The sequence below is a fragment of the Agarivorans sp. QJM3NY_29 genome (assembly GCF_050870835.2).
Taxonomy (GTDB): domain Bacteria; phylum Pseudomonadota; class Gammaproteobacteria; order Enterobacterales; family Celerinatantimonadaceae; genus Agarivorans.
This window is the reverse complement of record NZ_CP194036.2, coordinates 966,475-987,362: the sequence shown is the minus strand read 5'-3', so window position 1 is coordinate 987,362 and position 20,888 is coordinate 966,475. Positions and strand designations below refer to the sequence as shown.

19 protein-coding genes are annotated in these 20,888 nt (G+C 44.2%); 9 read left to right on the top strand and 10 right to left on the bottom strand.

Annotated features, from left to right (window positions below; translation table 11 throughout):
• Positions 1 to 7 precede the first annotated feature (7 nt).
• From ACRRS0_RS04465 to metE, 3 genes are all read right to left on the bottom strand, one after another.
• Entirely contained in the window at positions 8 to 712 is a 705-nt protein-coding gene (locus ACRRS0_RS04465; RefSeq protein ID WP_432454417.1) for an HAD family hydrolase, read from the bottom strand.
• Between the two features lie 258 nt (positions 713 to 970).
• Positions 971 to 2,446, bottom strand: a complete 1,476-nt coding sequence (locus ACRRS0_RS04460; protein ID WP_432454418.1) for an MATE family efflux transporter — start codon at positions 2,444 to 2,446, stop codon at positions 971 to 973.
• A gap of 113 nt (positions 2,447 to 2,559) precedes the next feature.
• Positions 2,560 to 4,827 (bottom strand): 5-methyltetrahydropteroyltriglutamate--homocysteine S-methyltransferase, encoded by a 2,268-nt coding sequence (gene metE / locus ACRRS0_RS04455; protein WP_432454419.1) that lies wholly within the window; start codon positions 4,825 to 4,827, stop codon positions 2,560 to 2,562.
• 283 nt (positions 4,828 to 5,110) lie between these two features.
• Between metE and ACRRS0_RS04450 the strand changes: the two genes are divergently transcribed.
• Positions 5,111 to 6,046: a LysR substrate-binding domain-containing protein gene (locus ACRRS0_RS04450; RefSeq protein ID WP_432454420.1), complete on the top strand. Its 936-nt coding sequence runs from the start codon at positions 5,111 to 5,113 to the stop codon at positions 6,044 to 6,046.
• A 93-nt stretch (positions 6,047 to 6,139) separates the two neighbouring features.
• Positions 6,140 to 7,189 carry a GGDEF domain-containing protein gene (locus tag ACRRS0_RS04445; RefSeq protein WP_432454421.1) on the top strand — a complete coding sequence of 350 codons (1,050 nt, stop codon included), beginning with the start codon at positions 6,140 to 6,142 and terminating at the stop codon, positions 7,187 to 7,189.
• 267 nt (positions 7,190 to 7,456) lie between these two features.
• On the opposite strand, the gene ACRRS0_RS04440 is transcribed toward ACRRS0_RS04445, so the two are convergent.
• The gene (locus ACRRS0_RS04440; RefSeq protein WP_432454422.1) at positions 7,457 to 7,738 is read right to left on the bottom strand and encodes a hypothetical protein; all 282 of its coding nucleotides are present in this window, start codon (positions 7,736 to 7,738) and stop codon (positions 7,457 to 7,459) included.
• 307 nt (positions 7,739 to 8,045) lie between these two features.
• Here ACRRS0_RS04440 and ACRRS0_RS04435 point away from each other — a divergent pair, with 307 nt between their 5' ends.
• Positions 8,046 to 9,008, top strand: a complete 963-nt coding sequence (locus ACRRS0_RS04435) for an endonuclease/exonuclease/phosphatase family protein (protein WP_432454423.1) — start codon at positions 8,046 to 8,048, stop codon at positions 9,006 to 9,008.
• On the opposite strand, the gene rarD is transcribed toward ACRRS0_RS04435, so the two are convergent.
• Positions 8,992 to 9,921 carry an EamA family transporter RarD gene (gene rarD, locus ACRRS0_RS04430; protein ID WP_432456099.1) on the bottom strand — a complete coding sequence of 310 codons (930 nt, stop codon included), beginning with the start codon at positions 9,919 to 9,921 and terminating at the stop codon, positions 8,992 to 8,994. The two genes, ACRRS0_RS04435 and rarD, sit on opposite strands and share 17 nt — an antisense overlap.
• Before the next feature lie 204 nt (positions 9,922 to 10,125).
• On the opposite strand from rarD, the gene ACRRS0_RS04425 reads away from it, so the two are divergent.
• Positions 10,126 to 11,043, top strand: a complete 918-nt coding sequence (locus ACRRS0_RS04425; protein WP_432454425.1) for an alpha/beta hydrolase — start codon at positions 10,126 to 10,128, stop codon at positions 11,041 to 11,043.
• Between the two features lie 131 nt (positions 11,044 to 11,174).
• Positions 11,175 to 11,675 (top strand): GNAT family N-acetyltransferase, encoded by a 501-nt coding sequence (locus ACRRS0_RS04420; protein ID WP_432454426.1) that lies wholly within the window; start codon positions 11,175 to 11,177, stop codon positions 11,673 to 11,675.
• A gap of 185 nt (positions 11,676 to 11,860) precedes the next feature.
• On the opposite strand, the gene ACRRS0_RS04415 is transcribed toward ACRRS0_RS04420, so the two are convergent.
• Positions 11,861 to 12,820, bottom strand: a complete 960-nt coding sequence (locus ACRRS0_RS04415) for an aldo/keto reductase (RefSeq protein WP_432454428.1) — start codon at positions 12,818 to 12,820, stop codon at positions 11,861 to 11,863.
• Between the two features lie 137 nt (positions 12,821 to 12,957).
• On the opposite strand from ACRRS0_RS04415, the gene ACRRS0_RS04410 reads away from it, so the two are divergent.
• From ACRRS0_RS04410 to ACRRS0_RS04395, 4 genes are all read left to right on the top strand, one after another.
• Positions 12,958 to 13,740, top strand: a complete 783-nt coding sequence (locus ACRRS0_RS04410) for a DeoR/GlpR family DNA-binding transcription regulator (protein WP_432454430.1) — start codon at positions 12,958 to 12,960, stop codon at positions 13,738 to 13,740.
• Positions 13,730 to 14,779, top strand: coding sequence for an oxidoreductase (locus ACRRS0_RS04405; protein WP_432454432.1), 1,050 nt, complete (start codon positions 13,730 to 13,732; stop codon positions 14,777 to 14,779). The genes ACRRS0_RS04410 and ACRRS0_RS04405 overlap by 11 nt, the downstream gene beginning before the upstream one ends.
• A gap of 111 nt (positions 14,780 to 14,890) precedes the next feature.
• Entirely contained in the window at positions 14,891 to 15,244 is a 354-nt protein-coding gene (locus tag ACRRS0_RS04400) for a heme-degrading domain-containing protein (RefSeq protein ID WP_439022898.1), read from the top strand.
• 829 nt (positions 15,245 to 16,073) lie between these two features.
• Positions 16,074 to 17,024, top strand: a complete 951-nt coding sequence (locus ACRRS0_RS04395; protein ID WP_432452353.1) for an IS110 family transposase — start codon at positions 16,074 to 16,076, stop codon at positions 17,022 to 17,024.
• 28 nt (positions 17,025 to 17,052) lie between these two features.
• On the opposite strand, the gene ACRRS0_RS04390 is transcribed toward ACRRS0_RS04395, so the two are convergent.
• From ACRRS0_RS04390 to ACRRS0_RS04375, 4 genes are all read right to left on the bottom strand, one after another.
• Positions 17,053 to 17,592 (bottom strand): hypothetical protein, encoded by a 540-nt coding sequence (locus ACRRS0_RS04390; protein WP_432454433.1) that lies wholly within the window; start codon positions 17,590 to 17,592, stop codon positions 17,053 to 17,055.
• 1,082 nt (positions 17,593 to 18,674) lie between these two features.
• On the bottom strand, positions 18,675 to 19,955 hold the full coding sequence (locus tag ACRRS0_RS04385; RefSeq protein WP_432454434.1) for a diguanylate cyclase domain-containing protein: 1,281 nt from the start codon (positions 19,953 to 19,955) through the stop codon (positions 18,675 to 18,677).
• Between the two features lie 100 nt (positions 19,956 to 20,055).
• The gene (locus ACRRS0_RS04380; RefSeq protein WP_432454436.1) at positions 20,056 to 20,193 is read right to left on the bottom strand and encodes a hypothetical protein; all 138 of its coding nucleotides are present in this window, start codon (positions 20,191 to 20,193) and stop codon (positions 20,056 to 20,058) included.
• Positions 20,194 to 20,239: 46 nt separating this feature from the next.
• A complete protein-coding gene (locus tag ACRRS0_RS04375; RefSeq protein ID WP_432454437.1) occupies positions 20,240 to 20,818 on the bottom strand; it encodes a hypothetical protein in 579 nt (192 codons plus the stop codon).
• Positions 20,819 to 20,888 lie beyond the last annotated feature (70 nt).

Here is a 20,888-nt window from a genome sequence, read left to right as displayed (position 1 = left end):
TTTAGCGCTAAATGCACTGTTTAAGCTGAGCCAGACAAGCAACTTTCCAATTCACATCCGGATAAGGCCACGCAACAACTTCAGCGCTATCGGTCCGCTGCAACCAAATGCTGCTCAAACCTGCAGCAAAGGCGGCCTGAGCATCCTTCTCTAGATGATCCCCAATATAACAGCATTGAGCCGCAGGTAAATTTGCTAAGCGCAAAGCATGCTTAAAAATATCAAGTTTAGGCTTGGCTGCCCCCGCCACTTCGGCGGTTAATACAAACTCAAAAAAATCCACTAAACCCGCAGCCTTTACCTTTCGCTGCTGCATCTCTTCGGGGCCGTTGGATATCAGTGCTAAACGCCAACCTTGCTGCTGCAACTCCTTTAGACAGGCAAGAGTATCGGGATAAAGCTGGGTTGATGCGATATATTGCTGCATGAAATACTCAAAAACCTGTTCCGCTTGCGCCGCGCTCAGTTGCGGCTGCTGTAACACTTCCCGGGCACGAGCTTGACGCATTTCTGCAGCGCTCATCTGGCCTTGTAAAAACGCCGGATAATATAATTTTAAGGCCCGTTGCCAATGCTGCAGCGCCTGAGCTTGTTGCTCTGGCCAGTAGTGTTGAAATAAAGCTTCGGCCGCCAAACGGGTAGCGACACCGTCATCGACTAAAGTATCGTCCAAATCAAATAACAACATATTCACCGCTGTTTCCCTCTCCACAGATCTTCCTTATATAGCGCTTAGCAAAACCAACCAAGCCAATCCGTTTCAATCAACAGATAAATTAGTATTTTTTATGAATGGCTGAGCTAAAGGATGTTTACTGGCATTCACCACAGAAGTCAACTCTACTGGCTTATCCAATCCAGCAGTTCAAACCCTTCCCGGCCGAAGCGCATTTACCAAAAAAACCAGCCGAAGCTGGTTATTGCTAATTCGCAATGCCAAGCAATCATCACGATCATCTCACCAGCCGATTTATTTAGGCGTAGGTGCAGGATCGTTCAATTGATCGACTTCTGCTTCGGCACACATATAAGCACGACTTGAACAAAATGGTGTTAAGGGTACCCGCGGCTCTAGGTTTTGCGGCTCTAGGTTTTGCGCCTCGAGCTGTTGCTTCGCAAGATGTTTATTGGTGACCCGAGTCACGATGTAATAAGCCATCCACAAGCCAAGCAAACCAAATACAATACTCCCCACAGCTTGGCCCGCGAGTACACCTAGAGCACCAAACCACTGCCCACCAAAATAAGCAAAAGGAATCGTCCCAAGACTCGCTTTACCAAAATTGAGCAAGGTTGAAGTACTTGGGTAACCAAGATTATTAAACGCTGCGTTGGCGACAAACATGGCCCCATTAAACACAAAGCTGAAACAAACCCAAGTACAGAAAAAATCAATCACCGAGGCTGCATCACCACTCACGCCAAAGGCCGCAATCAGCAAGTCTTTCGAGCCATACAGCAGCAAAGAAATGGCCAGTACATAAACCACGTTAAACCACAGCGCTTTACTGAGCGCCTCTTTCACTCGAGGGTAGGCATGCGCGCCAAAGTTTTGCCCAACAATTGGACCAATCGCTCCCGACAGAGAGAAAATCATGCCAAAGGCAACTGGCATGATCCGCCCAACCACCGCCCATCCAGCCACATAAGCATCACCAAAGTGAGCAATCGCGGCAGTCACATAAGCATTCCCCATTGGGGTTGCAACATTGGTCATCATCGCTGGCAATGCAACCTTTAAAATGCCGCGTAAATCGTCAATCAAGCCGCCAATACGAAACGCAGAGATTAACTGATGTTTACTGATCACACCGGACAGAGCCACCCCAGCTACCGCAAAGCGTGCGACAACCGAAGCGATGGCCGCGCCCGGCAAGCCCAAGCCTAAAGCAAAAATGAACAAGGGGTCGAGTAAGGCATTCACCCCACCGCCAGCGAGAGTAGACCACATCGCCCGTTTTGCATCCCCCACCGAGCGCAATGCAGCCCCCGCACTCATCGCCATGCCTAAGATAGGCAAAGAAGGTAATAAAATATGTAAATATTCTACCGCCAAGGCATGGGTACGCGACTTCGCACCAATTAGCGTTAATAATTCGGGGGTAAAAATCCACGCTAAGCCAGCCACCAAGCTACTGATCAAAAAACCCGTTGCTAGCACATTGGTCACTAACTGGCGAGCGCGGCTTTTATCCTGTTGGCCAATTGCCTTAGAGACCAGAGCGGTCATGGCAATCGACAAACCAATCGTAAAAGAGGTGGTAAAAAAAGCAATCGTACCAGCGTAACCCACGGCAGCAGCAAGCTCGGCCTCCCCCAACAAGCTAATAAAAAACAGATCGGCTAAATCAACCAAAAATAAGGCCGTTAAACCGATCGCATTAGTGGAGGACATCAACACAATGTGCCGGAAAATATCACCAGAAATAAATTTAGCCTTGGGCATAGATGCTCACTACAGGGATCTTAAACCCTGAGTGTAGGTGCAAAGCCAGCCGAAGTCATTGCTCAAATACCCCCGAATAAACAAGGGTTTTAAGCGATGGCTTTAAGCAAAGCTTAAACTAAGCTGGCGCGTAACTCCTTCGTCGCCTGCACCATGTTTTGCAAAGCTAACTCAGTTTCTTTCCAATTCCGGGTTTTCAAACCACAATCGGGATTCACCCATAAACGTTGCCAAGGGATCCATTTGGCCGCCTTATCAATCAATACCTTCATGTCTGCAACACTCGGAATGTTGGGTGAGTGAATATCATAAACCCCGGGGCCGATCTCATTTGGATAGGCAAAGTGCTCGAAGGCCTGTAATAAACTCATTGCCGAGCGTGAGGTTTCGATAGTAAGCACATCTGCGTCTAAGGCAGCAACCGCCTGCATAATATCGTTGAACTCGCTGTAACACATATGGGTATGAATTTGCGTCTCCGGCTTGGCACTGGCCGCCGATAGTTTAAAAGCGGCCACCGCCCAATCTAAATAAGCAGACCATTGACTGCGTTTTAAAGGCATACCTTCACGGATCGCAGGCTCATCAATTTGAATGATCTGGATCCCCGCCTGTTGTAAGTCGGCCACTTCTTCATTTAAAGCAACAGCAATCTGTTCTGCGATTTGCGCTCTGCTCAGATCTTCACGCGCAAAGCTCCAGGTCAGCATGGTTACTGGACCCGTTAACATGCCTTTTACCGGTTTTTGCGTCAGCGATTGTGCATAGCTTGCCCACGCAACGGTTAGGGGTTTACTGCGCTTAATATCGTCAACAATAATCGCCGGCTTCACACAACGAGAACCATAACTTTGCACCCAAGCAAAACGACTCACCAAGAAGCCATCGAGTAACTCGGCAAAGTATTCCACCATATCGTTGCGTTCAGCTTCGCCATGTACCAATACATCTAAACCAAGCCTCTCTTGACGCTTGATCGCCTCCCGGATGTGCTCGGCGATGGCCGCCTGATAGTCTGTTGGACTTAGCAAACCAGCCTTAAACTCACGCCGCTGGCGACGAATTTCGGTGGTCTGAGGGAATGAGCCGATAGTAGTCGTGGGCAGCGCAGGTAAGGCTAAACTTTGCTGCTGAATAACTTGGCGCTGGGCAAAGCTTTGCCCACGCTCTCGCTGTAACAAGGAGAATTGCTGAATTTGCTGTTGTAGTTCTCCCTCAGTTGCAAGGCTTTGCGCCTGCACCGCAGCGCTATATTGCTGAGCTTTAAGCTGAGCCGCTGCATCCCCATCAATCACGGCAGCCAAGCATTGCAATTCCTCTAACTTTTGCTCGGCAAAGGCCAAGCGAGGCTTTGCTTCGGCTAACTCGGTTTCAGCATTCAAATCAATCGGACTATGCAACAGCGAACAGGAGCTGGCCAACCATAAACGATCCGCCAATTGTTGCTTGGCCGCTGCCAAGCGCTCAGCTAAGACGGGTAAGTTGGCTCGCCATACATTACGACCATTGATCACGCCAGCCGACAATACCCAGTTCTCGGGAAAATCACTCAATATTGGTTCAAGCTGTTCAGCGCTAGCACTTAAGTCGAGATGTAAACCATCTACCGCCAGCTGCTTAATCAGCCCTGTATTACTTAAGATATCGTCAAAATAACTAGTTAATAATAAGTTACAGGGACTTAAACGGCTGTTGTAGGCCTGCAATAAAGCATCTTGCCACTGCGCTTCTAATTCTAAACCTAAGATAGGCTCGTCTAGCTGCACCCACTCAACCCCCAGCGCGGCGATACCTTGCAAGATCTGCTGATAGACCTGGATTAATTTCGGTAGCAAAGTGACCCGCTCGAATGGCTCACTGCAGGCTACATCATTGCGCCCCAAATATAGATAGGACACCGGCCCTAGTAACACAGGTTTCACTTTATGACCTAAAGCCAAGGCTTCTTTAATTTCGTCAAATAATTGTGACCATTGCAAACTAAACTCACTATTGGCAGAAAACTCCGGCACAATATAGTGATAATTGGTATTAAACCACTTACTCATGTCCGATGCTGCATGGTTGCACCCGCAACCTTGTTGACCACGGGCAATAGCAAACATCGTGTCTAAATTTAGTTCAGCAGAGCGATGGCGCTGTGGTAGATTCCCTAATAATAAGGAAGTATTCAACACTTGGTCATACCAAGCAAAATCACCAACGGTCACCCAAGCTTGACCACTGTCTCGCTGAGCTTGCCAATTTTGTTGGCGGATCTGCCGCCCCACTTCCAGTAACTGCTGTTGCGAAGATTCCCCCCGCCAATATGCCTCTAAGGCAAACTTCAACTGACGCTGTTTACCAATACGGGGGTAACCCAAAATATGTGTGATAGTCATAAACCAATCCTTTTAGCCGTCTAGATGTATACAGCTCCATACTGGCAAGCGAAGCCGCCAATTACAATTGCAAAGTATTCAAACAAAAATGAATTAAATTCAATTTAGAAAGCATAAAATGGAAGTTAGGACTACGTATACAGCCATGATTTAACATCAAGAGCATTTAAAATGAATTTAATTTAATTTAAGGAAACTAAAATCGCCGCTAACTATACAAGCAAAGTCCAAGCTCCTAAGCTTGCGACTTAATCGCTAATAGCACTGGTACTCTGTTGAACTTATGTTAGAAATTAAACACTTACGTAGCCTACAAGCCCTTGCCAGCAGCCCTTCGATGAAAAGCGCCGCAGCCAAACTATTTGTTAGTGAATCGGCTCTCTCTCATCAACTCAAGGGTTTGGAACAAAAGCTTGGCGTCCACTTACTACTTAGGAAAAGACAAGCGATACAATTAACCGAACCCGGCAAGCAAGTGCTGGCGCTCGCCGAACAGGTTTTGCCCCTTATAGGCCAGCTAGAACAAACATTAATTAGCGGCAACCAGCATTCAAGCAGGCTCAACATCAGCGTTGATTGCCATGCTTGTTTCCAATGGTTATTACCAAGCCTGCAACAATTTAAACAAGCTTGGCCAGAGGTTGTAAGTAACCTTTGCCAAGACCTAAACTACGATGGGTTGCCGCTATTACAGCAAGGCGAAACTGATTTATTGCTGACCTCTCAAGTTTCACCGCAGGAGGACATCCACTACCAACCTCTATTCGAATATGAAATGGTCATCATTTGCCCATTAACTCATCCACTCAGCAGTAAAACTGAGCTTAGCGCCGCTGATCTCTGTCCACATACACTAATCAGTTACCCAGTAAATCCGCAACGTTTAGACATATACAACTTCGTTTTAACGCCCGAGAATCTTCAGATGAAACACCGTAAACACGCCGATAATCCAGCGATGTTAGTGCAAATGGTAGCCGCTGACATGGGCATTGCCGCGATGCCTTATTGGGCCGTTGATCACTATGTAAAACAACGGTTAATATGTGCCCTGCCATTGCAGCAAGCCTTATGGCGACCAATGTACGCAGCTTACCCATTAAGCCTGAGAAACGCCCCAGCCTTACAAGCATTTTTACAATTATTACAACAGCAAACCTGCAAATTATTACCGGGTATCAGAACGGTGAGGGTAATGTCAAAAAAATATAATCAATAATTTGACTAAAGTGACAAGTTAAGTTTACAGTTAGAAGGTAGTATGGTTATTCAGTAAGGATTAACCAACAACCAAGAAGGGACCGTTAACCTGATGTTATCTCAATGGGCTCCCGCGAATTTTCCAGAAAAGAAAATAAGTCTAATGATGCACGTGGCAGGGCTGTTTCCCTGCGTGTATTTTTCTGTCCATCATATTTTCTATAATAACTTTTTGTTTGGGATCATCATTCTCCCTTGCATGTCTACTCTGCTGGCATCGGTTTACTTAATGCTCACTCGGCCCAACTCTCAAGATTATAAAGTCGCCGATTTCTGGTTTCTATTATTAGCGATTCCACCAGTACTGCTGGCCTTAATTCTTCCCGAAATGCATGGTGAGTTTTTTGTTCCGCCATTAATTCTAGCTTGCTTTGTTCGCCTGCCCTTAAAACTGGCCGAGCGTCTCGTTATGGCGCTCAGTCTCGCAGCTATTGGATTAAGCTTTCAGCACTTGGGCAGCCATATCGCCCAGCGCTTTAGCCTTAGCGTAATCGTGTCACATTTTTTTGCTTGGGGTTTAGCTCGGTTACTAATGAAACAAAACACCGAATTAAAAGAACTCGCCTTTAAGGATACCCTGACTCGCTGCTATAACCGCCGCGCCCTATACGAGGAACTACTAGTCGCAAAACAACACTACAAACATAACAATGTTGTCAGTAGTATCATCATGTTAGATATCGATTTCTTTAAACAAGTGAATGATCAACATGGCCATAATGTTGGGGATAAAGTTTTGGTTTGGTTTGCCACTTATTTACAAAACAATGTACGAGTCAGCGATCAAGTATTTCGCTTTGGCGGAGAAGAATTTCTAATTCTTTTGCCAAACACAGATTTTAGCCAAGCCTACCACGTCAGTGAACAGCTGCTACAACAACTCGCCCAGCCCTCTGCTCCACCGAATCAACAAACCATTAGTTTTAGTGCTGGCGTAGCCAGCGTAATAGCCAGCGAAAGCATTGACGACTGGTTAGAACGCGCCGACCAAGCGATGTATTTAGCAAAACAAGCCGGACGCAAGCACACCTGGCCGAGGCATATAAAGACACCTAACGAAACCAAGCCATTCACCGAATGCTCGACCATTAAAACGATATAGCTGTCGAAGGACAATCGCTAGTTGCGTGGCTGTCTAGTTATCTGTTTATCTGGCCGCAAGATTGAGTTCCACCTCGAATGGAAGGCTTGCCAGCCCCCAATCAAGCATCAAGGCTAGAGTGAAGCTCACCACCAAGCAATACCAAGTATTTTAGGATGGCTGACATATAGAAAGATGGCCTAAGCGAGTTGGCTGGTCATCACAAACAATGACCAATAGGGCTAAAGTGGAGAAAAGTTTGAAGAAGATGGTCGAGCAGTCACTGGCTTATTTCGTAAGGCTTTCTTGCTCGCTCCGCCATAAGCGAGTTCCACAAGCTAAACAGACATTTTCACGCCGATAATCCATAAGGCTATCCACGCCATACTCCCAAATTTGCTCACTATGACAATGGAAACACTGAGCACCAGTCGCTAAAGCTGTCTCTGGATGACTTGACAGATACTCATCATACAAAGGTAAATCCATCCATTCTCGCTCACTGGAACTTCGACGGAATAGAAATAAAGCCAAAGCTCCAAGAAAAATCAGCAGCAGCTCGAACACCATATTGATCTAGCCTTATCAGTCGTGGCTCTTAAACATAGAGCGTTTCATCACCGGAACACATAATTAGCAAGTAAGTTGAAAGATATTCACTTAGTTAACCCTCGAAATCAACTTGATTCGTAAAAATCATCAGACTAAAAGCAATATATGGAGCAAACCAATTTACAACTTATTTACATATTAGAGTGTAGGCTGTAGCTTAGTTAAAGTTGATTAAATTAAAATTTCATCAACGCCATTAAATCAAAGCCAAACTCCGCATGATCACGATGGCACCTTTTGTTTGTTTAAGGATGAACCGCTAACAATGAGCTTATTACTGAAGTATTTCTCAATCACCCTGTCGTTATTCAGTTTACTACTCGCCACACTCATCATGACACTCGGCTATTGGCCAGAGACGACCTTTAGTATCTCTCTTAGCTATTTATTATTATTTTCACCACGGTGGTGGCTGATCATCCTCAGTTTATTACCACTATTCGTGCTAAAACAGTTATCCAAATGGCAATATTTGAGCTGGGCACTCTGCGCAGTGGTATTCTTTCAATTTCAAGATATTCAGCTGCATTGGCCATCCGAGCGACGCGGTGAGATGAGTATCCTCACATTAAACAGCGGCGGCGGCGCCAATGCCGCAGAGATCCACAATTTAGTCGAGCAATATCAACCCGATGTTGTGTTTATGCAAGAATCAAATTTGGCCCTGCTCGAAAAAGTATTTGATGCGCGTTGGTATCGACACTGTGATAGCTTGTGTACGGCAAGCCGAACCCCCCTTGAGCACCAGGGCAGCATATCGCGCAGCACCTTTGGCGGCTGGGGAAACTTTGCGGTATTTTACCAAACTACGATAAATGACCAAGTCGTCCACCTCGCGAACATTCATTTAGAAACACCACGTTCAACGATCACTAGCTTGCTGCATCGCAACGTGGATAAGAACGCTTTTGCTGATTTACACTTCGCCCGCAACATGGAGACTTCACTAGTGGGATCATGGGCCAAGCAACATCGCGATTTCATTATCGCTGGTGATTTTAATATGACGGTTCAAGAAAAACTTTATCAAAAATATTTATCGACTTATCAGAACGCAATCGACACCGCTGGTAGTGGCATTAATTACAGCAAATATACCACTTGGCATGGAACCCGGATCGACCACATTTTAGCCTCGGATGAATTTTCTATTCAATCCGCCAAAGCACTGGCTGCCGTTGGCGGGGATCATCATCCAATATTAGCTAGTTTTACTTATAGGCCTTAATCGATATACGACCTTGCAAACTACGCTTCCCCCCATCGAAGGCTAACAACAGCAAGGCCAAAACGATCAAAATATAGGTTGGCCATTGCTCCGGCGACAGTCGCTCTCCCAATAGCCAACCAACAGCAAATACCAATAGCGGCTCTAAATACCCCATTAAACCAAACAAGCTTAGCGGCAAACGGTTAGAAGCCGCTAAAAATAGCAGCATTGGAATTGTACCCGCGATCCCCAAACCCAAATAATAAATCCAAGGGTAATCGACAAATAGCGTTAAGCTGGTTTCCGCAGACCAAACCGGGGGCAGATTAAAACACAAATAAGCAATGGCCAGAGGCAACAGCAATAAGTTATCAATAGAGAAGGCAATATGACCCGGCAACGCATATTTACGACGTAACATAAAATATAGCGGATAACCAAACGCCACCAACAACATCACCCAAGACAAGCCTTCCGCGAGCAGGTAAGCATAAGCAACCCCGCCGCCAGCCAGATTCACCGCAGCCCACTGCATTGAGTTTAAGTTTTCCTGATAAACAAAACGCCCGACCAATACCAAAATTATAGGTAACGAAAAATAGCCGAGCGCAACAGCCAAGGTTTGACCGTTAGCCGGAGCCCAAATAAACACCCAGAACTGCATGCCAACAAGCAATGCAGATGCCCACAAACGAGGCCATGTTCGCCAATCGAGGAGCAGCCTCACTAAGCTTGGCAGCTGACCCGTAAAGCTGAGCAACAGCAGCATAAGGCCACTACTCCATAGAATTCGTTGCGCAGCTAACCAATTTCCACTATGAGCTTCAAGTGGAAAAAAATGAATATACCAAGGCAAAAAAGCAAACAGACAGGATGCCAATACAGAGCAGGCCAAGCCAAGATATAGTTGCGAAGAGGGGCGTCCATTCACCAAAATTACAGCTCAATAGTCAAACATGGACACCGATTAAGCAGTAAATATCGGCCTACCGCAAGCATTTTAGTCAACATCAAGCTATCGCTGCCTTGGCAAAGTATCGCTTAAGTTAAACGCTTTGAGACTGTACATATATACAGCCTTATTGATAGACGCTATAATTGGTCCTCTTAAATAGTCGCTTCATGGGAGGTTGCAGTGTTAAATCAAATTGAACCAGGGATCAGAGCGTTAGTCGAAGCGTTCATCCAATCAGACAAGCCAAATCCTTCAAGTCTGCCGATTAGCCAGAGACGACAAGGATATATCGAAAGCACAGTATTAGCTGGCGATGGTCCAGAAATGTATCAGGAGTTTGTTGACCAGCTTGACCAAATAACCCTTAAGGTATTTAAACCCTCCAATGAGGCCTCGCTCCCCATCACACTTTACTTTCACGGGGGGTGCTTCATCAGTGGTGGTTTTAATACTCACCAGCAACAACTCCGGCAATTAGCTAAGCTATCCAACAGTATTGTAGTGTGTATCCAGTATCGACTAGCTCCCGAACATTGTTATCCGGCAGCTCATGATGACGCCTATCAGGCTGCACAACTCATTCGTCTGCACGCTCAAAAATACGGCGGAGATCCACAGCGGATCGTCTTTGTTGGCGATAGTGCTGGCGCTCACTTGGCTTTAGTGACCAGCTTAAGACTAAAAACGCAGGCCGATTGGTTGCCAAGTCAGCAAATTCTTCTATATCCCATGCTTGATGCTTATGGGCAATCAGCAAGCTACCAACAATATGGAACAGACTTTGTGATTACAGCTGCCATGTTGTTATCTGGATTTGAACTTTATTTAGGCAATTCTGGGGTCGCACAAAATCACCCTGAAATATCGCCTTTACTACGCGAAGATCTCTCAGGTTTGCCGCCAACGTCTATTGTGACGGCAGAATTCGATCCCCTAAGAGATGAAGGGGAGCAGCTCTATAAAAAACTCGTCGCCAATGGCGTCGAAGCTTACTGCGAACGCTATTTAGGGGTCATTCACGGTTTCTTTCAACTGTCGGCTGTTAGCTCATCGGCTCGCAAATGCCTTGAAAACGTCGCCAGCCAAATCGCCCGTTAAAGCGGTACAGGACTCGGCAAATTCGAATCAGCGCTAAGGCGCTGATATCTGTATTTTTATGTGCTTTTGATTGCCTTCAATGACAGTTTAGCATTTAATCATCAATAGACTATCGACACTGAATCGGAACGATGATGAAGATTGTACTTGCCGAAGTTAGACCTGAAGATCAGGCCGCCATTTTACAACTAGGTGAATCGGTAAACGAGGCAAATGTTGTGCCCTACTTAAATCCACAAGGGCAGCAAGCAATGCGTATTGCACGTGTCAAGGATATCGCTCAAGCAAGCGATCCCAAGATTTATTGCAGCCTCAAGGCCTTAGTGGACCAGCGCTTAGTTGGCTATATTGCATGGCGACATGGCAATTACATTGCTCAGCTCTATGTGAGATCAGAATACCAAGGTTATGGAATTGGCAGACGCCTAGTGGAGGGCATGTTAGCGCGCTGTTCAGCCGAGTCAATTCAACTCAAAGCCTCGGTGAACGCTTTGGGTTTCTATGAAAAATTAGGATTTGAGCCTCTCTCCACAGAGCAAAGTCGTAATGGTATACGTTTTGTACCAATGGAATTAAAACTCAACCCAGAGACCCCCCTCCCCCATTCAAAACGAAAAGCTGACGACAGATGAACACTCTTTTCTCTTAGGCCACAGCTTATTGAATCGAACAGAAAATCGAAATAGGACAACCATCTAAAGCACTCATTTATTTATATTCGAGTGGCAGCCCAAGCCATTAATAAATAAGAACTAGGATGGATGTCCATTTGTTTTAATTTACTTTTCCTTTATTTGTGATTCAAATTGAACAGCAACTAATCATATATTGGGTGTAACGTATTAAATGCCGAAAGACAAAACTCCCCCGGATCGTTGAAACGTCGATTCTGATTAAGGGCTGATATAGCCGCCATTTCTTGCTCTGATAATTCAAAATCAAATAGCGCAATGTTTTCTTTAAGTCGTTCCAATTTGCTACTTTTAGGAATAATTGTACATCCGCGTTGAATGTTCCAACGCAATACCACTTGCGCAGGCGTTTTTCTTAAACGTTTTGCAGCAGCTTGAACCACATGTTGTTCTAATACCGTTTCATTTTCACCTGCCATACCTAATTCTAAATATGACAAAGCGCCTAAAGGGGAAAAAGCGACCACATCTATATTGTAATTTTTACACATCGAAATTAAGCGTTGCTGCGTATTATAAGGATGCGATTCAATTTGCAACACCGAGGGTTTAATCCGAGAATAGCTCATTAGGTCATGTATTAATGCCGAATTATAATTACAAACCCCAATCTCTTTGACTCGTTTCTCATCAACAAGTTTTTCCATTGCTTGCCAAGTTTTCTGAAGCGAGACAGCTGCAAGACTCATCGTTGGAGATTCATCATCGGTGTTAAATAACCATCCTGGTGGATATCGTTCAGCAAAAGGTATAAAAGTTTGAGCAATGGGGAAATGAATTAAATATAAATCAAGGTAATCCAGACCCAAATCTTCCAGCGATTTCTCTAATGCAGGTTTTACATGCTCTGGGGCATGGTAGGTATTCCATAGCTTAGAGGTAACCCATAGCTCTTCACGCGTGCATAAGCCATCTTTAAGAGCCTTTGCTATACCTTGTCCAACCTCTTTTTCATTACCGTAATCACAAGCGCTATCTAAATGTCGGTAACCGGCGGCAATCGCGTCATAGACCGTTTGGGCACAATCCTTGTTGGCAATTTTCCATAATCCTAAACCAACTTTTGGCATCGTTGAAGTAAACATAACACCTCCTTAGAAATTAATCCACCATAACAAATAAGCAATGTTAAGCGAAACTAAATTAAAAACTTAAATTTACTTACAAACCGGTGTGATAATTTGTTACTGTAAGCAATTATAAGGCATATAAAGAGAATGTAATGACTCAAGACGAACGCCTACTCGCACAACATGCATTACTGTTAAAGGCTAAAAAACTAACGACAGAACAGATCTGTCTGCACTTCAACATATCTCGAGACTCCGCTAGACGCGATTTAATCAAACTTGGTGAGTTGGCAGATGTGCAACGTATTCGAGGAGGAGCAATATTAGTTCCTGTGCAAGAGAGCACATTACCTTACCTGCAACGTGAACAATTGAGCGACCGTAAACTGGCAATTGGCGAAGCCGCCGCACATTTAGTAAATGAAAATGATTTTATTATTGTCGATAGTGGAACAAGTTTAACGGCGATGGCGACATATTTAACCAACCCAGCAACGGTGGTCACCAATTCTATCGATTGTTTAGCCCTACTCGCGGATAAAGAAAGTATTCATGTTCAACTATTAGGTGGAAAACTAAATCACTACCACAGGGCAATTTTAGGACCCAAGGCCGTTAAACAACTATTAGAATATCAAGTTAATAAGGTATTTTTAGGGGTATGCGCACTGTCTGAATCTGGCTTATCAACCTCGAGTGAAGATGAAGCGGATATCAAAAAAGCGATGATTCAGCAGGCACAACAGTTGATCTTAGTTTGCGACAGTCAAAAATTTGAACAGCAGAATTTCCACCATATTTGTGGTTTAGATAAAGTCGATATGGTCATCACCGATCAGCCCCCCGGCCAAAACTTACTCAGCGCCTTTGAAAAACAGGGAATAGAACTTCTGGTCGTTAATCAGACAAACAAAGGGAATAACAATGAACAATAAAATAAATACCCATGTGATTAAAACGGCGATCGTTGGCTATGGCTTCTCGGCAAAAACCTTCCATCTTCCTTTTATCGATACACGACCCGAATTCGAAGTCTCGGCAATTAGCAGCAGTCAACGCAATATAGTTCAACAGGAGTGGCCGCATGCGGAGCATTATTTTACCGCGGAAGAGATGTTGCAAAATAGTGAAGCCCAGTTAGTGATTATTACAGCTCCGAATGATGTGCATTTCTCACTGGCTAAATTGGCATTGGAAAATAATAAACATGTTCTATTAGAAAAACCCTTTGTAACTAAAATCGAGGATGGTGAGACTTTGATCCGTTTAGCAGAAGAGAAAGATCTGCTATTAAGTGTTTACCACAATCGCCGTTGGGATGGTGATTTTCTGACTATAAAAAAATTGATTGCAGAAAACAAACTGGGTCATATTAAACATTTTGAATCCCACTTTGATCGTTTTAGACCAAACGTTCGCCAACGCTGGCGAGAACAAAGCCAAGACGGCGGCGGCATATTATTCGATTTAGGCCCCCATTTAATTGATCAGACTTTACAACTATTCGGCTTACCAGAAGCAGTAACGGCGCAGTGCAAAGTAATGCGAGAAGGCTCTACTAATATCGATTATTTTAACTTAACCCTGCATTACCCAGACAAACTTGCGCGATTAAACGCCTCATTATTTTCTGCAGGTCCCAACTTACGTTTCAATGTTCAAGGGGATCGAGGGAGTTACATTAAATTAGGTTTAGATCCACAGGAAGAGAGATTAAAAGCAGGTGTACTGCCTAATACAAGGGACTGGGGTAAGGAAAACCAAGACCAATGCGGCCGTTTATACTTTGAAGCATCATCCCAAGCAGAGGTAACCGAGTGTGGCGATTACCAACATTTTTACCAGCAACTGGCCGATGCGATTCGTAATGGAACGCCGCCTCCGGTATCCGCAGAAGATGCATTGTGGAATATTCGACTGATTGAATTGGCAATGGAAAGTAGTCGTTTAGGTAAAACAATGAAGGTTGAATAATGAGTAGCGATAATATATTGACTGATTTATTACTTCAGGAAAGCGAACTGCAATTTGAACGATTTAATAATCAAACTGCATGGCAGTTAGGTTGCAAATTGAAAGAGCTCGCTGAAGCAAAAAAATGTTCTTATTGCCATTGAAGTATATGCCTTTAACCAGAATTTATTTAGTTATGCGATGCATGGCACCCAGCTGGATAATCAACATTGGATAAAAAGAAAGCGACAAACTGTTTTGCGATTTGGTCACAGCTCATACTATGTTGGTCAATACAACCAAGCTAAAAATAGAGCCTTTGAACAGCAGGCACATATTAATGCATATGAATATTGCGCGCATGGTGGAGCATTTCCGCTTAGGATAAAAGATTGTGGTTTGGTTGGTGCCGTAACTGTCTCTGGCCTCCCAGAAGAAGAGGATCATCAAATGGTCATTGATGCTCTCACAGGTTTAGTTAAGTAGATAAACCCTAGGATATACGAATTTATTATAGTGATGGCAAGACTAACAATGGAAGGATTTCTCCCATTAGCCGTATCCGAACAGCTCACCGTCGTGAATTGGCAGAGCAATCTAGTCATCTGCTGTCTCTATTTAAATTCACACGCGACTGAATATTTTTCTTATTCAAATCAGCGTTGCAAAGTGAGCCATTGGCTCAGTTAGGGCAGCTTTTCATTCATAGAGTTACGATGGGTGTCTAGCTATCTATGCCTGCGAGTGCCGCAACGCGTGAACCTCGCCGCGCTCCAAACCGACAACCACAGCGCGACCCGGCCATGCCCTTGCTGCCAGCACCCCATGCACTGCACAGGCGTGAGTCGAACGAGCTAGCCGAAAGGCGAACAGGATAAGGAGAATGGCAGGGCTTAACATGAGGATGAATACATACAAAAAATAACAGCTTAGCACCATGTATGACAGGTAAAGGCTTAACGCCATTCACCCAGTCTTAGCCAAACTCGCCTTGTAAAAAGTAACAAGGCCTTGGCCCCGCCAACATCAATACCGTTATTTACTATAGAAGGGAGCATCGGGCTTGTTCAACACCCGAATAAGGTGGCGGCTACGCGACACCTATTCTTATTGTATGGATAATTATTAAGAAATATGAGTAAAGTGAGACTCAGGCTTAAGCAGCAACTTAAGCTTCTATTTAATAGCTCGATATTCTTAAGGCTCCTTTCAAAGGCCGATAACAAACGTGAGCATTAAGTGGAACTCCAAGCACCACACTCGAATAGTCTACAGGGTCTAGAACCCGTATTACGCAATATAGAGTCAGCTTATTATGAATACAGTAACAAATAAATGTATTAACGTCGGTGTCGATACAGGTAAAGAACAACTTGATGTTTATATTAGACCCCTCGACATTTTCTTCACTGTCTCCAACGATGATAAAGGTATCAAGCAAGCCATAAAAATCATTCAAAAACACACGCCATTACGAGTCGTGATTGAAGCTACAGGTCGATTAGAAATGCCTTTTATTATAGCTTGTCACAATGCCAAACTACCGTATGTAATAGCCAACCCTGTTCATGTAAGACGTTTTGCAGGCGCTATCGGGCAGAGGGCTAAAACAGACAAACTTGACGCAAAACTTATCGCGCACTACGCCGAAGCTATAAAGCCCAATTTAACGACACTAAAGCCAGATTCTATGCGACTCATGGCAGATTTAGTCATCCGAAGAAACCAGCTTCTTTCGATGCAAACAATGGAAAAAAATCGCATGAAAATTATGCCCTCGCAACTCATTCTGACGATTAAACCTATTTTAACTGCGTTTAAAAATCAGATAGAGAAAATTGAAAGCAAGATTATCAAGCTAATTGAAAGTAACCCTGAGTATCAAGCCAAGAATGAGATATTACAAAGCATGCCAGGAATAGGGAAAATTGCAGCGGCGTCTATCATTAGTAACCTTCCAGAGTTAGGGTTAATAACCAATAAACAAGCCTCATCTCTCGTCGGAGTGGCCCCAATGAACCGAGAAAGTGGCCGCTATAAAGGGCTCAGAAAAATTCAAGGGGGACGAGCTCAAGTAAGAACCGTTTTATACATGGCCATGATGTCAGCCATCCAATGTAACCCCATTTTTAAGAGCACATATCAGAGGCTTTTAGCTGAAGGGAAACCTAAAAAAGTAGCCATCATTGCATGCGTAAGAAAGATGGTAACCATCCTAAACTCAATGCTACGAGATGGCGCCTTATGGGATGCAAAAATAATTTAATCTAACTTATTGACACCATAGTCGTTTGTTAGCTACCTAAATCAGCAACAGATGCCGTAATTTGAAAAGCAAACCCTACTAATAGTAGTAACGTGCCCAATATTTTGACTCGACTTTCCGCAGAATAACTCTTATACGATAACGGCTCTAATACTGGAGATGAGTAGACATACATTGCAGGAGCAATAGATATAATCGTGAATGCTGTTACATAACCATCGAATGCTATATTCATGCTGCCAAAGATAAATGCGATATGAAAGCTAGCAGGAAACATAATCGTAAAAATGATAAAGACTAGAGACAAGTAGTGAGCCACAGATTCTTTGATCTGGTCTTTGGCTAGAACAACATAGGATAATAGAACAACTGCAATAAAATCATAGATCAATCCAAACAGGTTAAGAAGCTTATAAAATTTCATATGTTCGTTTTGACCATAGACATAGCCGATCAGTCCACCGACCAATGCAGAAAAGACAAAAACAATATTAACCCTGTACTTTGAAATCACACCGTCTCCTGTGGGAGCTAACAGTATATTAATATGCAAATTCCCATCTTTCACGCATGCGAAGTTACCACCTATCACGCACCACAGAAATTCACATACCCTTTAATGTTCAATTCTATCAATAGCATATCAGTGAATCACCATTTTGACCATGCGTGAAAGATGGTAATGCATTTGCAGAAAGATGGGAACGGGAACCCACTGAACTGTATATAATCACAGTGTAAAGGTCGAAATATGAGCCCAGCATATCTCGCGTTTATCGAGGTAAAAATGCGCTTAACACGCTTTAGAGAAACAACAATTCGAAGGGATTTAGCATGGATATAGCGCTTTATTTTATTCAACAATAAACTAGACACCAATTTAAAAAAACCTTTCATACTCTCGATAGCCAAGATTACGCTTTTAAATCCCATCATCTTCGCCGAGTAGCGCAAATGAACAAGGGAGTAAAGTTGAAGTCTGTTTGAGCGTAGCGAGTTAGTTCAACGCCCTTGTGAGTGAGCAACGGAGGATCTAAGAAGATGCAGGGTGGCCTTTCTTTTGTATACTTTTCTTTGGCCAGCAAAGAAAAGTATATCGCCGTCAGGGCGAAACCCTCACTAACAGATCGATCCAAAACTAAATGATAAAAACGAGACTAACAGCTCCCACAAAAAAATAAGTTAACTCACTTTGGGGCAAAAGCAGGGCGGGAGCATACTTTGATGGATTTATAACCCAAAGAAGACTCGTGCCCGATAATCGTCGCTCCATCCCGCTTTCTTCAACTTCACTTTGTCAATAAACTAGACACCCATTCTAAAAACAAAAACCTTTCATACTCTCGATAGCCAAGATTACGCTTTTAAATCCCATCATCTTCGCCGAGTAGCGCAAATGAACTAAGGGAGCAAAGTTGAAGTCTGTTTGAGCGTAGCAAGTGGCGCAGGTGCTTGGCACTGAGCCAGCAAAGATAAAGATAATGCAGGGCGACCTTTGTTTTGGCTTCGCTAAGCTTGGGCCGTTAAAGCGTAATAACCTCGCCGCGAGGCGAAATTCTCGAATAAGAATGGTAAGTCTGCATACGGTCCTTCGTTATATTTACCCCCTAGCAATCATCAAACAGCAATTCTAAGTATCAAAATAAAACATTAGGCAAAATAATAGCTATTTTTACCCCTTCGTTTCGCAACATACATCGATTCGTCGGCCGCTTTAATTAAGCACTCAAGGTCGTTGCCGTGCTCAGGATAAAAAGCAATGCCAATGCTTGCGCCAATCTCCGCCTGACCATTGTTTAAGGCATAAGGCTTGGCAAGTGTTTCAATTATTTTACTGGCCACCTTGGCTGCTTGTTGTTCGGTATGGCTATCCATTTGCACAATAATGAACTCATCACCGCCTAGCCGAGCGATAAAATCTGATTTACGCAAGCTCAACTTCAAGCGCTCGGCCACGGCTTTTAACACTTCATCACCTGCATCATGACCATAGGTATCATTAACGGTTTTAAAATCATCCAGATCAATGAACATTAAAGTTAAACGCTGCTTCACTCGGGCCGCTTGATGGATCAACAACGCGACATTTTCCTGCATTAGATGTAACGACGAAAGCCCGGTAAGCGCATCGTAATGCGCCAGTTGTCGAAGCTGCTCCTGTGCTTCTTCGGCAACTGTCAATGCCAGATGCAACTCGGTAATATCGTATTCAACGACCAGTAATAAAAAATCCCCACTGAGCGGATGACGAGTGATGCGTATATCTAAAGTATGGGTGCGTTTTCCCTGGCTGGTATTCATCACATATTCCCAGCGCCCACCTTGCTCTTTTAATGCCTGCTCACGACAACCTTCACCTTCTTTGGGATCAGCAAAGCGCGCCGCGAAAGTAGACCCGTCGTTGACGATTTCACTATGATTGAGGTGTTTATAAGCTTCTGTCGCCGCGGGATTTTCGATCACCACCTCACCAGCCTGGGTAAAACTGGTGACCAGCACCGTGGTATAACGCATTGCTTCAACCAGTAGTAAGTTTTCTGGCTCAGCCCCCAGGTCGACCTCTTCGTTAATAAAAGCAATAATGGCGCGATGTTTGTCCGGGCCGACTAATACCGCGCGATGCATCATATGTAAGGTTTTAGGTTTACCGTTGGGATAAGTTGTCCACGGATCAACGGTTAAGCCATTTTTTGCCGCTAATTCAAAAGTTTGGGCAGTACGTTCTCGGGCACCTTGAGTATCCCCCGACAAATCTTTGGCAATCAGTTGGCCAAGGTTTTCCAGGCCCCAAAAACGGACCGCCGCCGAGTTCCCCCACCACCAACCGTGCTTATCCAGATCAAATATCCAAACAACGTTAGGAATAAGTTCGTATAGGGGCAACTCGTCATGAGAGCGGATATGAGTTAAGTGACTATATTTTTCGTTCATCGATATTCACAATGTCCAGGTTGAGACGACTGAATAATGTTGCTTAAAACGAATGAGCTTGCGACTCCCTCATTCTAACTCGAGTTCTCTAATACGCGACTCAATACAAACTCGGTGCGGTGCGGTGTTCTGTTTTATCAATAAAATACCAAATGCTTTTTAGTCGCTCAATGCTGCACTTATCGGCGATACCAACGGCAAAATATGATATCACTTGTTCAGCATTGACCGAAGCCATAAATGCCCTAGAACTCCACAAGCTGTGGTGGCTTAAAGCTTAGCCATTAGTGAAGAACGGGTTGCTTCGCCTGTGAAACATGATCGCGACTCAAAGGTACGTTCACCGCCATTTCTTGCCATTGTTGCTGCATCTGTTGATAAGGACTTAAGCCAGAATGACGCTGTGCAAAGTCATTTAAAATAACTCCCCAACGAAACTCTTCCATTTGCTGCTTGGGCACACCGCCTTCGCGCTGAGCCATTGCCAATACCAAACCTTTCACTTTATCAAGTTGCGGGGTGATCGGGTGATTGACCCCTTCGGTGACCATGATATTCTGAAAATCAGCTAGCATTCGCTGTTTTAAACACGCGGCTTCATCTTCTTCCAGATCCGCCACGGCGATCGCTTCTGTTAATAAGCGCAGCTGTAGAACCCGAGAAAAATGCAGGTAATCCGCTTGGCATAAATCAAAGAATAATATGACGTAGCCACTATTTCGCTCAATCACGGCCAAACACTCGTGGTCACCAACAGCAAAAGCATGAGCACTCCAGCGATGGCGAAAAAAAGCATGCTCTAAGGAAGGAAATGCCCGTGGTAAGCTGGCTTGCACATTTTCACTGATCTGTATTTCTATCATAATTTGCTCAATCCTGATGTTAATCATCTTGATTGAGCAAAAACAGTGCCAGCAGCTAGCGTCAAAAAAT